Genomic DNA, 16,223 nt, shown 5'->3' with positions numbered 1-16,223 from the left:
TGCTTCAGTCCACCAGTATTGCCGTTTGAGCATACCGGGCAACAAGTCCGGAAAGAGTCGCGCTGGGTACAACTGCGTCATGGGGAACAAGCACATAGGTCCAAGGCTTTGCATCATTCTCTCGGGCGTGCTCATTAGCATGATGCACCCACTTCCTTGCGGCCTTCGCTTTAGAGAGAACTACAGGATCGTCCATTTCATCTTTCCGCTTAATCTCAACGATCAGCTTCTCTCGATCAGTCTCGACCACAAAGTCCGGTTCATAGTCCTGCCCGGCTGCATACTCAATGCGGAACTGTCCCGGACCAGGCTTCATCCAGCGCAGCACGGACAGCTCGCTCTTCCCCTCAAGAAGGACCGCGAATTCCCGCTCCTCGTTTGAATGGAATTTCTGGTACGGATAGCAGCACTTCGAAAATCCGCCGAAGACTTGTTTGCGTGTATCACCAGCAGGTACAACGGGCGTTCGAAATTCTCGAACGAATTTCTCGCTCGGGACGTTGTAGGCCTGCGGTCTCAGCATGACGAATCCTCGGGACACACTAGCTCGATAATCAGTGGGTGTTTCCCAGTAGTGAGCCTTCATTTGCTCGAATATGAAGCGAGCAAGATCACGGCCGTGAACCAGAAGGACGTTCTCGACATCCTCACGGGTTGCAAGATAGGACTGAAGCCGATCAACCATCTGAGTGGAAAGCTTAAATAACAGCTCACTCTGGCTCTCGTAATCGACCTGAGGCAGGTCCATCAAATGGCGGACCAGATAGTTCTCCAGGCGCTCCTCGCGGACACCCTCAACAGAGCGCGCAAGGAATGCACGGCTCTCATCGCGGAGCCTTTGGACCATGATCTGATCCGAGATCGGCTGCTTGGCAATCGTATCGAGACTCTGAAGATCAAATTCGGAGAACCCGAAAGTCACTTCGCGCGTCGGCAACACAACAATTTCGGGAATCGAAATAGTCAATGCAACCAGCTTCTCAGTGACTTTTTCCACCGTGCTCGCGATATCCGGCTTTTGTTCGAAAGTCTCGAGTATTCCCTGCGCCGGGATCATTGCAGCCTTCACCATTTCAGTGATTTCGGCCTGGACTTGAGGGTCCGTGAGCTTCTCCACACCTGTCTTGATCCTGCGCTCGAACTGCGCTCCGATCACGTCGAGCGCCACCCGCGCGATCTCACGTTCTTGGATTGTAGCGAACGTGTAGGCTGATTGTTCGATTCCGTCGAATGTCCCGTTGCTTCCCGTGAGAAGTGTCTCGACAAGAGAAGGCGCATTAACCACATGGGCGCCCTCATCGGAGACATCGCCGTGTGCTCCGACGACAATGGACTTCCTGATCGCGATGAGGGAATCCGGATTGCGGGCGGACCGGATAACCTCGTCGAACCGATCATGGGCAATAATTGTGAGACGATCAACAGCCTCGACACCTGTCCTGGCGCCGTAGGGTAGGCGCAGCCCGCGACCCAACGTCTGCTCAGTTAGGATGTCGGACGCCGAAGCCCGCAATGGAACGATTGTGTAAAGGTTCGTGACATCCCATCCCTCTTTGAGCTTGTTGACGTGGATGACGATGTCGGTCGACGAGTCCCTCTCCAGCGCTACCAGCTTCGCAGTGGCCTCCTCTGTCTCCTCGCCTTTCGTTCCGGAGTGGATCTCGATCACCCGGCCCCTATAACGTCCACCGAAGAAGTCGCTGCCTTCGAGACGCGTTCTGACTGACTTGGCATGCTCCGTATCCTGTGCGACTACTAGCATAAAAGGATGTACGAGCGGTCGCCCTGTCTGCTGTGAGTAGATGGCGAGCTCCGCTTTGGTGTGCTCGTGACAATGGATGCCATCTTCGAGCTTGATCCGCTCCAAATCCTCGGCTGTGATCGTTTCCGCCCGAAAGCCCTCTCGAGTGGCGACGGCGGGATCTTTGACGAAGCCATCGACCATCGCTTGCCCAAGCGGATAATCGAAGACCACATTTTTGAAGGCCGCAGATTTAGTGCCAATCGACCGCGGTGTCGCCGTGAGTTCGAGGCCTATCTTGGGTTTCAGCTCCGCGATTGCTTTCATTCCTGCCTTCGCGCGATAGCGATGCGCCTCGTCCATAAGCAGAACAAGGTCGGGTAGACTGGAAAGGTAGTCGAAGTAGCTCTCGCCAATGTACTCATGGAGCTGCCGAATGCGGCCTTGCTCCTTGTTGATTTTGTCGATGTTGAACACGAAGACGATCGCGGTCTGACCGAGGAGATCCCCGCGGACTGCGTACCCTCGCTCCCAGTTGTCACCTGTCTCAACAATCGGTGGAAGCTGCGCGAACTCAGCGATGCCACGAAAAACGTATTTAGGCGAGTTCTGCTGGCTGAAGTCAGCCACTAATTTTTCGTAGATCGTTGTGTTGGGTGCAAGGATGAAAAAGTGCTTCGATCTGCCGGTAAGGTACAGGTACGCAATGAAGGCGCCCATGAGGCGCGTCTTACCCACGCCTGTTGCCAATGCGAAGCAAAGTGATGGAAACTCGCGTTCGAAATCCTTGACCGATGGGTACGCGGCAGAAATAGCGGCCAGCGCTCCAGCAGGATCGAGATCATTTGTAATTTCGACCTGATCAAGGACACTAGCAAGGATGTCGAGGGCGTCAGCTTGTGGCCTGCGAAGCGACAAGCGCGCCTTTATCTGCTGGAGGAAGCGTGTGTCAGACATCCATCATTCCTCCTCGTCTGCAAACAGCGGCAAGGACGCAGTCGCCCGCGTCTTCCCGTCCCTGCCTTGCGTCGCTGGCAACTTGTCGCTAGCCACGACGTCTAACTCTTCTGCGGATGGTAGACTGGCTACCCGGAGGCTGTAGTCGTCGCGGCCCCACTCGCATCTTGCTAGGATTGCATGCGGGATTTTCTTCACCGTCAAGTTTGGGAAGGTATCCTCCTTCGCATTGAAAGCCTTGCAACACACGAGGAGTGTCCGCTTGGGGCCGACCTCCTCGGACAACTTCTTCAAGGCGTCGTAAGTTAGGGACTGGGTAGTAACGTAGATAAAATCGGCTTCGGTCGAATGCCCATGTCGCCAGTACTCTCCAGGCTCTTGGCTAGGCGCAAAGGTAAAGCCTAGATGCTTGCACATCGCTTCAGCCAGCATCGAAGGGTTGTACTCCTTCGAGATAACCCAGTTGCCGAAACGATCCTTCTCAAGCAGCGAGGGAGCAAGCCGATAGAATCGGAATCCCCCACCACCTTTCCATTCAACTGCTTCGGTAATTCCACCCATGTCAACGCCATCAACGACCTTCTTCATTCGGGGGGCAATATGTGTGAATGCCTGGTCTCTTAGCTCTACCATGATCCACCGACGGCCCATCTTGTGGGCGACGGCTCCGGTCGTACCCGATCCCGCAAAGGAGTCGAGGACAACGTCGCCCGGGTCAGTACTGAGGGTGAGCACCCGCTGGATCAAACGCTCAGGCTTTGGCGTTGAAAAGAGTGCATCGCCGAATAGAGCCCGGCTCTCCTTCTTAGCCTCGTCGTTGTGCCCAACCTCTTGGAATGTCCAAATGGATTGTGCGGGAATCGTATCTGTGACTTCTGACAGAAACCGCTTCAAGGCCGGACGTGCGTCACCATCCACTCCGAACCAAATACGGTTGTCTGCAACAAGATCCGCGAACTTGTCCTTGGTGTACCGCCAGCTTGTACCTGATGGCGGCATCACCTGCCGACCGGAAGGGAGTGTGACAGGAAATATTGCGTAATCGCGAGCCTCATTCCGCAGTACGTCCCCAGCCTTCCAGGGTCCTCGCGGATCGTTATCTCGATTTGTATATCGGCTGACCTGTTTTTCGTCTTTAGGAATCCGGTTCAAGCGCAGGCGGTCGATGTCTTTAGCGTAGACGAGAATAAAGTCGTGAGACGATGAAATGAATTTCGTATCAGCCTTGGGAGCATACTTTTTCTGCCAGACAACTGTCGAGACGAAGTTCCTCCTGCCAAAGATCTCATCGCAGAGAACTCTGGCGTAGTGCGCTTCGTTATCGTCCAAATTGATCCAGATTGAGCCGTCATCGGTCAACAACTCACGAAGGAGATGTAGTCTGTCCCGCATGAGGGAGAGCCACAGTGAGTGTTCTAGGCCATCGTTGTATTCTTCAATCGCCGATCCGGTGTTGTATGGAGGATCAATATAGACGCAACGAATGCGACTAGAGTAGTTGCGCTCGATAGCTTTGAGGGCAAGTAGATTATCGCCGAAGATGATCGAGTTGTCGAAGAGATCTCCCTCCTTGCTATTCATCCCCACATGAGAGCGGCTGGGCTCCTCTAAAAGAATGCGAGGTTCCAGCTTCGGTCTTTCCTCCTTGCCAATCCAGGTCAGCTCCAAGCGCTGCTTCCGACTCATCCAATCAACTCCCACCGAACTGTCAGAAGCGGTGACACCTTAGGTGTAATTGCCAGCTTTGCTGCCACCTCGTCCAACTTCTCATCTACTTCTTTGCGAATTTCTTTTAGGCGTGCAAACGTCGAGAACTTCAGCTCGTCGCGCTCTTCCTCTAATTTTTTGATGCGCTTCTGCTCGTTGATTTTATCGGCAAGCGCGATACCCGTATTTGCCCGTAAGGTGCGCTTTGCCGCCTCTATCTCAGCCTTCAGCTCCTTGACGCGCAACTCGCTTGCAACATCAAGATCCTCCGCATATGCGTCGAGCTTGGTTGTCTCTTCATCAATCCAGCGGCGGTTCTCGTCCTCAGCAGCCGCCAACGCGGTCTTGCGAGTAGCACTTTCGAGAGCTTCCATTCTCTCTGCTGGATAGATGACATTATCAAGCGCAACAACATCCCCGGGAACCATGAACAGTCGATCAACTGTCTCTGGGGCAAGGCAGGCGCCATCATCGGTCATAGCCGCCACGACCAGGGATTCGCGTGCTCCGGCCGCAGTTTCCGCTCTCAGCAGGGAAATCTTGAGCCATCCGCTCGTAGCGATGAACTCCTCGACGTCGGAGAGACGGGCGCTTCCCCCGTCACGGTACGCGGAATAGTCGAATCGAAGCACTGCTAGCGGCAGGTTCCGGCCAATGGCATCGCGGACGAGCTTTTCCGCCATCGTTCCGTCGCCCAATCGGAAGAACTGCCAGCTATTCTCGTCGGCAAGCGGCCACTCGGTTGTCCAAGTCATTCCTTCGAAGTCGAATCGAGGCCCATCATTCGTGTGGAATTTTGCCCCCGGGAGCTCTGCCTTGGCGAGGAGGATCAGTCGACGGTCGAACTCTGTCATGGTTCGGGCGATCTCGTCGCCTCGCTGGCGCAGCATGTCGACGATTTTCGCGTCAAATACATCGAAGAGTGCCTGCCGCGTCTCCTGCATATCGGCTTTGATGTTGTCCTCGAGTTCAGCCTCAAGTGCCTGAAAGGCCGCCTCAACCTCCCGATCCGAACGGCAGGACTGGACGACGTCTAGGACTTTCTTTTCGAAGTCGAGGCCACTCTCGATTGTCCCTAGAACTTGGTCGCTGGCTCCAAATAGCCCATCGAATAGCCGAAACTTCGACGACAGCAGCTCGTAAATACGCTCCTCCGCCTTGTTCTTGCGGTTGAGCATATTGACGACGGTGACGTCGATCTTCTGTCCGTAACGGTGGCAGCGCCCAATCCGCTGTTCGACTCGCTGCGGATTCCAAGGAAGATCAAAATTGATCAGGACAGAGCAGAATTGAAGGTTAATTCCTTCGGCACCGCTTTCTGTCGCGATCATGATAGCCTTGTCGTCAGACTTGAAGGCGTGGACGATCGCCGACTTCATATCCGCGGATTTGGAGCCGGAGACAGCGTCCGTACCCCGTCGCTCCTTGAGCCAATTTGCATAGACCTTTTGGCTGGCGGGGTCTGAGTTGGAGCCGTTCAGGAGAACGATCTGGCCTGAATAGCCATTCTGTTCGAGAAGTTCGAACAGATAGCGCTGTGTACGGACCGATTCGGTAAAGATCACTGCCTTGCGCTTGCCGCCACGATCCCTGACAGCGTCGAGGACCTCGGGAAGTCGAGCGATCAATTTCTCGCCTTTGGCGTTTGGCCCAATCGAGCGAGCGAGATCCAAATAGCCTTTAAGCTCGGCGATCTCGGCAGCCAATCTCCTTGGATCGACCGCGGGTGATCCTTCACTATTGTCTTGTGACATGGAGCCACCCTCGAGGAGGACGGCGTCGTCAGCTAGCTCTTCCCTGACCTCGGTCGTATCGTCGATGTCCCCGACAACAGTCTCGTCAATCGGCTGCTTCTCCCGCAGCCGTGCAATGACATTCTCCAGGAACTGAACGATAGCGGCGACGGAGGATCCAAGTGTTTTCCGCGCGCCGATCAGCACGAGCTGGTTCGGCTTCTCACCGAAAGCAACCGAATCCTTCCGTTGCAGGTAGGCCGACATCTTCTCATAGAGGTCCGCTTCCCGGTCGTGTGGCTCAAAGTCAAACGTCGTAGCGATGCGCCTCGTGTAGTTAACGTGTCCGGCTTGCTGCACATCGCGTCGCAGGTGGCGCTTGTAAAGGGGCGCCATCCGGGCTCGAAGCTTGAGCAGAGATGCAGGATCAACCCGGCCGCCATACATTGTCCGGAAGCTCGCCTCGTCACCGAAGAATTGGTCGTCGATGATGGATACCAAGCCGAATAACTCCATCAGCGAGTTTTGGAGGGGCGTTGCCGTGAGTAACACCTTGAACGACGCGGCAAGAGCCTGCTTGAGTTCCTTCGCCTGGGCTGACTGCCCCTTTTTGTAGACATTCCGGAGTCGATGTGCCTCGTCGATCACAACCAAATCCCAAGACACGAGGCGGACATCGGCTGCACGCCGAGCGGCAAACTGGTAACTGGTGATCACGACAGCATCGGTCGTATCAAAGGGGCGCCTTGCCCCTGCCTTCAACGCCTCACTGTAGGTTTTCGCATCAAGGATGATGCTAGGTAGAGAGAACTTCTCCTGAAGCTCCTGCTGCCACTGCGTCCGGAGAGAAGCTGGTACGACAAGGAGGATGTGCCGCCGCCGTTCAGCCCATTTCTGGGCAATAACGAGGCTTGCTTCGATGGTCTTTCCCAATCCGACTTCGTCGGCCAGGATCACGCCCTTTGATACCGGAGAATGGAGGGCAAAGCGGGCTGCTTCGACCTGATGGGGCTTCATGTCGACACGAGCCGTCGACAGCGATTTCGCGAACCCCTCGTCCGTCTGCCCCTCGAGGGTCAACCGATGTGCCAAGTATTTACTATGGAAATGCGTATATTGCGCCATTCTAACTCATCAGCCCCGAATCGATCCGCAGAGTCTAGTTCGTTGCGAACAATGGCAAGGACGGTAGAACGAGATTACCAAGAGAGTGGAGTATGACATGGTTGCTCGTCACTCTGTTCGCTGGATCAGCTCGATGAAGTCCTCATACTCGTTGATGAATTTCGGGCCGTATTTCATCATTCGCCGCCCGAGCTGCGATGGCTTGCTTCGCCCTTTGCCTTCGAACAGCTCGATCTCCAAGCTCTTCTCGACCCGTTTCACCCGGTCGGTAACTACAGATGGCTCAATGCCGAGCCGCTCGGCAACACGCCGCCGCGCTCCTACCTCCCGACTCGCTGCCTCTGTCAAAACCTCTACGGTCGTCCGCAAGTCAACCAGTCTCAACGCCACCGACATTTACTCCTCCAGCCGGAGCTACCTCTATAAGAGAGTTCTTACTACCACTATAATAGGGAGAAACGGGACACGCCCGGCTTGCGCACATGGTATCCCTTTGAACGATAAGCCCTTTTTGCGTTAAGGGTAGAATTTTTTCTGTGAACAGCTCGCGATCCGACTGCCCCATATCTCGATTCTATTCGGATCTCCCGAACAAAATCGCTACCGTTCTGTTCGGCAGATTCGAATGTGAATTCTCGCGAACACGGGAGCATGTCTCAGAAAGAGGCGCCTACCTCAGAAGGGCACGTCGCCTGTCGGGTCAGCCTCCTCCTGCGGAGCACTCGTCGGCGCAGATCCAGTAATCTCCGAGATGAGATCTCTGTTCAATGGAGCAACCTGGCCAATACCGCCGCCGTCACTTGCCACCTCGGGCGTCCATCGTCCTTGCCGCTCTTCGTTCTCCAACGTCCGGCAAAGCGCGATTGTGGTCGGGCAATCGTCACTGCCTTGGATGACTGTCTTCCAGAGATAGCGTATGCGTTGGCCCGCCCTAGGATCTGAGCTCTCGACACGGTCAAGGAACCCAGTCGTTCGGAAAGCATCTGCGAGAACGTCGTGGGCAGGCCACCCGTATCTGCCGCCGTGGAAAAGCACCTGAAACACGTTGGCAATCTTCCGGACAGCTCTTGCGACATCAGGATTCTCGATGCGACCTGACTGGCGGAATAGGTTCTCGACGACGTCGGGCCAATTGTACGTATTGAGAGCACGATGGATATTGCTCAGCAGCGGGCGGTAATCGATTAGAGCCCTAGTTGCGGTGATAACTGGCATTGCCTGGTCCGCCGCACGAATATCGCCCCATGCGGCAAGCTCCATGAGCCCGATACAGGTTTGAATTTCGGGTTGTCTCCAGAAGGAGTTTTGGGAGACCTTCTCCTGCGGAGAGGCAGGGAGAATAACCTGCTGTCTCTCGCGTTCCTCATTGACCCAGATTTCGGCATCCTTGAGGGACTTCCAACGCCTGCCTCGGCGGAGCGCGATAATGTCCCCCACTACAAGAGCATGAAAGCCAAGTCGCGCTTGCTGGAGCTCGTTCATGAGATCTGAGAGGCGCGTCTTTTGCATCGATCGTGTCGACTTCTTTGGTTCGATCGCTGGTGCCTTCTTTGGCCACATCAGATCCATAAGCCCTCGATGCGAGAGAGCCATGCTCCCGTCGCGAGGCATAGTCTGGTCGAAAATTGCGTAAAGGCGCTGCGCATTTCGCGACAACTTCACTACTTTTGCGGTCCGCCGTGGCGCGACTCCCTGGAGGTTGAGCAGCCTTCCGGCCTTTGTCTTTGAGTGTTCCGCTAGGTCAGCAACGGCCCGGACGGTTGGCTTGCGTCCTTGCTCCTCTAATTCCTCAGTGAAGTAGGTGATCACCACCTCTTCAAGGGCGCGCATCTCCCGGGTTTTCCGTGCGACGGACCGCCTTTTTGGGTTGTACTTCGCAGCCACCCAGTTGGCGACATCGAGCGCCAGCTCCCTCGCCGCCTTCTCATCAAGATCTTTGCCTTCTGGGTCGTTCTGCCTCCATTGGGAGATCTTTTCAGAGCAATATGCCTGCAATGCCTCACGGTCAGACCCATGCTCATTAGCGTATGCGTAGGCCTGACGCCGAAGCCAATTGAACGCGCTAGGGTTGACGCTCAATTTGATTACCCTCATGAACAGATTTGATCACGCGCCTCACAGGTTATCCCTTTCCCAGTGAGCTACGTCTTTGACGTAAACGGGGAGAAATCGACTCCGCGCGGGAGTGGTGCAGACATGATCTGCTGCACCTCTTCAGGCTCTAGGAGGCGAAAGCCATACTTAGCCCCTACGCCGGAGGGAGCATGGCCGCATTGCAAATCAGCGTTCCGGTCACCTACGTGAATGCGCAGCCATGCCTTGGTGTTGTGTCGGAGAGAATGAAAGACGCCGCTTTGCCGCGAGTGGATCCCGAGGTCCTTCATCCAGTAGGCCATGCGCTTCTGCGCAGCATCCGCAGGGTCTTTGGCAGTATGAAATTCCTCGAATAGCCACCCTTTTCGCTGTCTCGCCCACTCGACGAAACCTACGTCATGAAGAAGCTGATGCAGTGCCACAACTCGCTTTGATGTTTTTGTTTTCAGTGGCCTCTGATGCTCACGGCCGCCGATGACGATTGGTCTTTGGAGGTCAACAACCAAGTTTCCATCTCTCTCAACGAAATCAGAGCCTTGCAGGAAAACAAGTTCACCAAGGCGCATTCCCGTCATAAGACCGATGAGCGGAAGCCAATGAAAGTGTGGTTCCGACAGCGGGCGGCTAGCGGCAGCGACCAGCCATGGGTTCAGTCTGTCCGGACGCAGTCCCTGACGATCAACTGATGGCGCAGCAGATCGCGGCATAGTGACGTGCGCCGCTCCCAAATCCCGTACGTCTGCAACGCTCGCGGTTGCGGAGCGCCATATTGACCGGACCTCGGCCACATATCCCTCGACGGCCGATACGGCCAACCTGGATCGGGGCTCCTTAAGCCGATCGTTTGCATCCGCCATCTCCCGCAGAGACATTCCCGCAAAAGTCCGGATTTTCGTTCGATTGGCTGGAACACGGCCCAAAATCGTTGCAAAGGTCTGGAGATCAGAAGGTAGGTACTGTCGGAGAGGCTTGTCTCCGACGATGTCGATGAAAGCGCGGAGCGATGCATCCAGCCGATCAGCATAGCGACTCCGCTCGCCATCTCCTTGCAAGGCGGATCGACGCCCGTCCAGGACCAGGGTAGCCGCTACACTTAACAACGTCTCTTTCGTGGTCGCGCTTGGCTCCGGCTCCGGCTCGGGCACCGATGCGGGTGCTGGTCCAGGGGAGCTTGCAGGCATCGTGGAGCGCTCAATTGATGCTAGCGTTGAGACGATATGATCATACGTTGCACGTTCTCCTTCCCAGACTGCGGAGTCCTGATCAAGAGCAACACGGATAGAACCAAGCCTTGCTCGGATAGAGCGGATGACGTCACGCCGTGCCATGTGCTTCGCCGCGTTCGCGCGAAACATTTCCACTATCTCTGGGTCGGCCGATTGACCGAATTCCGCCTCCTCCCGCCACTGGGTTTGGGCCTGCAATCCCGCAAGGCCAGCACTCCATTCCTCGCGACGCAGGGTCTCCAGCTCGGCTGCGAGTGCAGCAAGGCTCTTGGTCAGTGTCTCACGCTTGGTCATCATTCCCATCAAGATCGTCGCTTGGCCAGCCAGGATGCGAGCACGCTGGCGCGCCTCGGCCGCACTGATTGGCCCCAGTCTAACGCGGAGGGGCGTAGCACCGTGACAGTGGATAAAAAGTGAAGGGATTCGGAGCTGGAATGTCCAACCGGATCGTCTGCGCCATAGATGCATTGGATAGGCTCGCTGTGTACGGAATGGTGTACGCTCCGAGCCGATTTCCGGACATTCTATTGGTAGATCAAAGACTTAGGTTGTGGTGGGCCCGGCAGGACTCGAACCTGCAACCAGACCGTTATGAGCGGCCGGCTCTAACCATTGAGCTACAGGCCCTTCCAAGGAAGGTCTGATACCATCTAATCGAGGGAGAGCCGTTCGTCACCCCCTGATTGGCGGGTACCCGGTCCTCGGATCGGGCGATAGGTGCAGCACCGCCCGGGGCATCCTATATTCCCGGATGAGTGCTTGGAAGAGCCCTGTCGGGGTCGGCTCGGGCGGCATTGGAGGAGAGATCGGGTGGGGTTACTCGTCAATGGGGTCTGGCAGGACCGGTGGTACGACACGAAGAGCACCGGCGGGCGCTTCGTCCGGAACAGCACGGCTTTTCGCAACTGGATCACGCCGGACGGCGCGCCGGGCCCTACGGGAACAGGCGGCTTTCCGGCGGAGGCGGGGCGATACCATCTTTACGTCTCGCTGGCGTGCCCCTGGGCGCATCGCACCCTGATCATGCGAAAGCTCAAGGGCCTGGAGGCGATGATCGGCCTTTCGGTGGTGCATTGGCGCATGCTGGAGAATGGCTGGACCTTCGAGGAAGGTCCCGGCACGATCCCGGACCCGATCCACGGCGCGCACTATCTCCACCAGATCTATACGGCGGCGGAGCCCTCCTATACGGGCCGTGTGACGGTGCCCGTGCTCTGGGACAAGGAGAAGGCCGTCATCGTCAGCAACGAATCCGCCGAGATCATCCGCATGTTCAACGCGGCCTTCGATCGCATCGGCGCAACACCCGGCGACTACTACCCGGAACACCTGCGGGCCGAGATCGACGGGCTGAACGCGCGCATCTACGACACCGTCAACAACGGCGTCTACAAGGCGGGCTTCGCCACCATCCAGCAGGCCTATGAAGAAGCCGTCCGCCCCCTCTTCGAAACGCTGGATTGGCTCGAGGCGCGCCTCGCCTCGCAGCGCTATCTCTGCGGCGGCGTTCTCACCGAGGCGGATATCAGGCTGTTCACGTCGCTCGTGCGGTTCGACCCGGTCTATGTGGGGCACTTCAAGTGCAACCTGCGGCGGATTGCGGATTATCCGAACCTCTCGGGCTACCTGCGCGATCTCTACCAGACGGGCGGCATCGCCGAGACGGTGAACATGCAGCACATCAAGGCGCATTACTACGAGAGCCACAAGACCATCAATCCAACCGGCATCGTTCCGCTCGGCCCCCTCATGGATCTCGACGCGCCGCACGGGCGCGAGCGGCTCTAGCGCATCGTGCGAGAAAGTGGATCCGTTTTCTTACACGGAACGTCAAGGCTTGTAGACTTCGACCTCTTCCTCGAAGCCCTCGACCGCATGGGCTCCGAGCGGATGAGGATTGCCCCATAGATGCTCCACGAAGGGCTTCGACATGAGCAGCGGTTCGCCGAGGCGCTTGTTGAGATCGGCGATCCGGCTTGCAAGGTTCACGTCCCGTCCGATCACCGTGAAATCGAGGCGCTGGCCCGAGCCCACATTGCCGTAGGCCGCGTCACCATGGTGCAGGGCCAGGCCGACATTGATCTGCACGGGAAAGCGGCCCTCGTTGTTCGCCGCTTCGATGCGCCGCAAGGCCTTGGTTGCCGCGGTCAGGGCCGATTGCGCCGCGCCGCCCGTGTCGTCGCCGCGATCGCGCACGATGGCGAGAAGACCGTCGCCCAGATACTTCAGCACCTCCCCTCCCTCATCCTCGATGGGCGGCACGAGGCAATCGAAGTAGTTGTTCAGCAGGTCCACCGCGCTTTCGGGGCTCAAGGAGGAGGATATGCGCGTGTATTCGCGCATGTCCGCGAAGAGGATCGCGGAGCGGATGCGCGTCACCTGCCCGCGCTGAATGGCGCCCGAGAGAATGGCCCTGTGGGGTTCGTCTCCGACATAGATCCGCAGAACCTCGTCCAGCCGATTGTTGGTGGCGCGCAGTTCCGTGACGAGCGCGAAGGACGGCATCACGAGGCGAAGAATCGTCAACCCTTGCCGTCCGAAGCCCTCGGGCGCCCGCGTGGCGAACGAGATGGCATTCTCCGCCCCATTGGTGAAGCTTATCGGGATCGTCAGATAATGACGATATCCCGCCTGCTTCAATTCCGGGACGATCGGGAACAGATCGTCGGGCGTATCGGCGAGATCGAGGATGAGCCACTCGCCGGTGCGGTTCACATAGGCGAAGGGGCTTGTCTGGTAGATCGCCTCGCGCCGGTCGCCGTGCGGGAGATAGCGGACGATGGTTCCCTCCTCCCGCGTCCAGAAGCGCCCGATCCCGGCATATTCGGAATGAAGCGCCTCGATGGCCGACACGGCCCGGTCGATCGGCAGGCCCAGATCGATCAGCCGATGGAGGAACCCGTTCAGAACCTCGTTCGAATCCTCCATCCGGGACGCCGCGGTCACGAGCCAATCCCGCAAGGCGATAACCCGCGGGAGGGTCTCCGCGTCGAGACTGCGGGCCAGGGACAGAAGGTCGTCCGGGAGGGCTGCCAGGGGGGAGAGCGACATCATAGAGCCAAGGTGTGTTGTTCCCGCGGATCCTTCAAGACGCGGGGAGGCATGACTTGAGAAAAGATGCTATGCGCTCCAAAAGGGGCCATCATTTTGACAGGTCGCCCTCATCGTCATAGAGCCGGACCATGCCAACCATCGAGACGCTTTTCGTCACCAAGATCTACCGCGCCGAACTGACGGGCGCGAAAGCCGAGCGCCGCAACGCGGAACTCGAAGGAGCCTGCCTGTCCATCGCCGAGGACGACGAGGCCGGCCAGCGCTGGTGCGCCAAGAACGGTTATCCGGGCTACACCTCCTACGCGTCGCTCAACGACCTGCCCTGGCGAGTGCCGGTGTTCGGGGACCTGCTGAAAGAGATCGACAAGCACGTGGCCTCCTTCGCCAAGGAGCTCGAATACGATCTCCAGGGGCGCAAGCTCGTCATGGACAGCCTGTGGATCAACATCCTGCCGCCCGGCGGGATCCATACTTCCCATATCCACCCGCATTCCGTGATCAGCGGCACCTATTACGTGACGATTCCGGAAGGCGCGAGCGCGCTCAAGCTCGAGGACCCACGCCTCGGCTTCATGATGGCGGCCCCTCCCCGCAAGGCGAAGGCCAAGCCCGAAAACCGGCAATTCGCCTATATGAAGCCCGCGCCCGGCACGGTGTTGCTTTGGGAGAGCTGGCTCCGCCACGAGGTGCCCCTGAACGAGGCGGACAGCGAGCGCATCAGCATCAGCTTCAACTATTCCTGGCAGTAGCCTCGCGCGAGGCCGGACAAAGGCACGCTTCCGGCGCTCGCCCTCTGCTCTCCTCACCTCACCTCTCCACCTCTCCTCTCGTCACCTGGCGCGTCATGGCCGGATCGAATCCGGCCATCCACGCCTTGAGGAACGCGCCGGGTCAGGGACTCGGACGCCCAGGATTGCGATGAGAGCGGAAGGTCCCCTCACACCTCGGCCCACATCCTGAACAGGTTGGCGCTGCTCTTCGCGATGAGGTCGAATTCCGGAGTCTTGCCCGCCTGAGCGAACAGGTTGCGGCGCGCGGTTTCGAGATCGAACAGAAGCTCGCGCTTGGCGCTGTCGCGGATATAGCTCTGCGCCCAGCCCACCGCCACGAGGCGCTCTCCATGGGTCACCGGAGCGACGCGATGAAGGCTCGTGGAATCGTAGGCCACCAGATGGCCCGCAGGCAGCTTGATCTCCTCCTCGCCCGAGACGGATTCGATGACGAGCTCGCCCCCCTCATACGCTTCGGGATCGGCCAGAAAGAGGGTGAACGACACATCCGTGCGCACCCCGTCCATCAGCGGATTGTCCACATGGGACCCGTATTGCCTGCCCCGGCCGTAGCGGCCGAAGAGAAGCGGCGTCAGGGCCTTGGGCCGGGCGGCGAGCTGAAAGACCTCGTTCGACTGAATGGCCTTCGTGACCCGCTCGCGCAGGAGCGTGAGAGCGGCGCCTTCCCGCGCCTGCTCGTTGTCCTTCACGAGCTTCGCACTCCACCCCGCCGTGGACCGTCCATCCTCGAACCGCATGGAGCCGAGCGTGGCGCGGACCTCCTCGATCTCACCGGGTGACAGAATATCCGCAATGGTGATCAGCATCGTGCGCCCAACCTTCAGACTTGCCTTCGGACCTCATAGGATGTAGCTAAGTGCTTGTAAAGCATAGCAGTTTTTAAGTCTTCTAAACTAGCCGCCAGCGGCCTTGACCTGCTGGAAGGGGGACAAGGATGAAAAAGCGTAAGATTTGGGCGGGCTTGAGCACCGCCGTTCTCGTTGCGGCTCCGGTCGCCTCGCAGGCTGCGGGCATGCCGCTGCATTCTCATGCCGCGGTCGAGGCAAAGGCGAATCAGCACCTGCTGCAGCTCGCCCAGGCTCACCAGGGCCACGCGGCGCCGGCGACGGCCGGCGGCGAGGGCGAGGGTAGCGAAGGTGAAGGCGCTGCAAAGCTCGCTCCCCCTCTTCATCTTTACCGCGGGATCGAAATGATCCGCGGCCATCTGATCGTCGGCAACGAGCTGGTCGAGGCCGGCCGCTGGGCCGACGCCCTGCCCCACTTCCTGCACCCGGAAGAGGAGATCTACGCCAGCCTGCGCGACGATCTGAAGGCCTTCAACATCGCGCCGTTCCAGGCGGCCCTGAAGTCGCTGTCGCAGACCGTGAAGGCGAAGAACAAGGACGCCTATGCCCGCGCCCGCGCCACCCTCGGCGAGCGCCTTGCCGCCGCGGAGACGGCCGTTCGCGCGAAGGAGGAGAAGGGGCTCTCCTTCACGCTCGAAACGGCCCTGGAGGTCCTGCAGCAGGCCGCCGACGAATACGAAGAGGCGATCGAGAAAAACCGCATCGCGAACGTGGTCGAATACCAGGACGCGCGCGGCTTCGTGTTCGAGGCCGACCGGCTCGTGGGCACCGTGATGCAGGACGCCAGCGCCAAGGATGCCGAGGCGGCGAAAGCCCTCAAGGCGAGCCTCGACGAGCTGAAGGCCGTGTTCCCTGCCGTGACGCCTCCCAAGCAGCCGGTCAAGAGTGCCAGCGACTTCCTGAGCGCCATCGCCAATTTCGAACTTCAGCTCGGGAACTTCCAGTAACTC

11 protein-coding genes and 1 tRNA gene are annotated in these 16,223 nt (G+C 58.3%); 3 read left to right on the top strand and 9 right to left on the bottom strand.

Annotation, left to right across the window (positions count from 1 at the left end):
• Positions 1–4: 4 nt before the first annotated feature.
• From RE429_RS06825 to RE429_RS06795, 7 genes are all read right to left on the bottom strand, one after another.
• On the bottom strand, positions 5–2,698 hold the full coding sequence (locus RE429_RS06825) for a DEAD/DEAH box helicase (protein WP_414473570.1): 2,694 nt from the start codon (positions 2,696–2,698) through the stop codon (positions 5–7).
• A gap of 3 nt (positions 2,699–2,701) precedes the next feature.
• Entirely contained in the window at positions 2,702–4,384 is a 1,683-nt protein-coding gene (locus RE429_RS06820) for a site-specific DNA-methyltransferase (protein ID WP_414473569.1), read from the bottom strand.
• Positions 4,381–7,263, bottom strand: a complete 2,883-nt coding sequence (locus RE429_RS06815) for an SNF2-related protein (RefSeq protein ID WP_414473568.1) — start codon at positions 7,261–7,263, stop codon at positions 4,381–4,383. Before RE429_RS06815 ends, RE429_RS06820 begins: the two co-directional genes overlap by 4 nt.
• Before the next feature lie 108 nt (positions 7,264–7,371).
• A complete protein-coding gene (locus RE429_RS06810) occupies positions 7,372–7,659 on the bottom strand; it encodes a helix-turn-helix domain-containing protein (RefSeq protein ID WP_414473567.1) in 288 nt (95 codons plus the stop codon).
• A gap of 279 nt (positions 7,660–7,938) precedes the next feature.
• Entirely contained in the window at positions 7,939–9,357 is a 1,419-nt protein-coding gene (locus RE429_RS06805) for a hypothetical protein (RefSeq protein WP_414473566.1), read from the bottom strand.
• A gap of 47 nt (positions 9,358–9,404) precedes the next feature.
• On the bottom strand, positions 9,405–10,880 hold the full coding sequence (locus RE429_RS06800) for a hypothetical protein (RefSeq protein WP_414473565.1): 1,476 nt from the start codon (positions 10,878–10,880) through the stop codon (positions 9,405–9,407).
• 254 nt (positions 10,881–11,134) lie between these two features.
• Positions 11,135–11,210, bottom strand: a tRNA-Ile gene (locus RE429_RS06795).
• A gap of 183 nt (positions 11,211–11,393) precedes the next feature.
• Between RE429_RS06795 and RE429_RS06790 the strand changes: the two genes are divergently transcribed.
• A complete protein-coding gene (locus RE429_RS06790) occupies positions 11,394–12,371 on the top strand; it encodes a glutathione S-transferase family protein (protein ID WP_414473564.1) in 978 nt (325 codons plus the stop codon).
• 42 nt (positions 12,372–12,413) lie between these two features.
• On the opposite strand, the gene RE429_RS06785 is transcribed toward RE429_RS06790, so the two are convergent.
• On the bottom strand, positions 12,414–13,637 hold the full coding sequence (locus tag RE429_RS06785; RefSeq protein WP_414473563.1) for an adenylate/guanylate cyclase domain-containing protein: 1,224 nt from the start codon (positions 13,635–13,637) through the stop codon (positions 12,414–12,416).
• Positions 13,638–13,765: 128 nt separating this feature from the next.
• On the opposite strand from RE429_RS06785, the gene RE429_RS06780 reads away from it, so the two are divergent.
• A complete protein-coding gene (locus RE429_RS06780) occupies positions 13,766–14,386 on the top strand; it encodes a TIGR02466 family protein (RefSeq protein ID WP_414473562.1) in 621 nt (206 codons plus the stop codon).
• 188 nt (positions 14,387–14,574) lie between these two features.
• On the opposite strand, the gene RE429_RS06775 is transcribed toward RE429_RS06780, so the two are convergent.
• On the bottom strand, positions 14,575–15,234 hold the full coding sequence (locus RE429_RS06775) for a Fe2+-dependent dioxygenase (protein ID WP_414473561.1): 660 nt from the start codon (positions 15,232–15,234) through the stop codon (positions 14,575–14,577).
• A 128-nt stretch (positions 15,235–15,362) separates the two neighbouring features.
• Between RE429_RS06775 and RE429_RS06770 the strand changes: the two genes are divergently transcribed.
• Entirely contained in the window at positions 15,363–16,220 is an 858-nt protein-coding gene (locus RE429_RS06770; protein ID WP_414473560.1) for a hypothetical protein, read from the top strand.
• Positions 16,221–16,223: the final 3 nt, after the last annotated feature.

Origin of the sequence: Microvirga sp. M2, from assembly GCF_047497095.1 — a bacterium.
Taxonomy (GTDB): domain Bacteria; phylum Pseudomonadota; class Alphaproteobacteria; order Rhizobiales; family Beijerinckiaceae; genus Microvirga.
The sequence above is the reverse complement of the archived record's forward strand: the minus strand, read 5'-3'. Positions and strand labels throughout refer to the sequence as shown.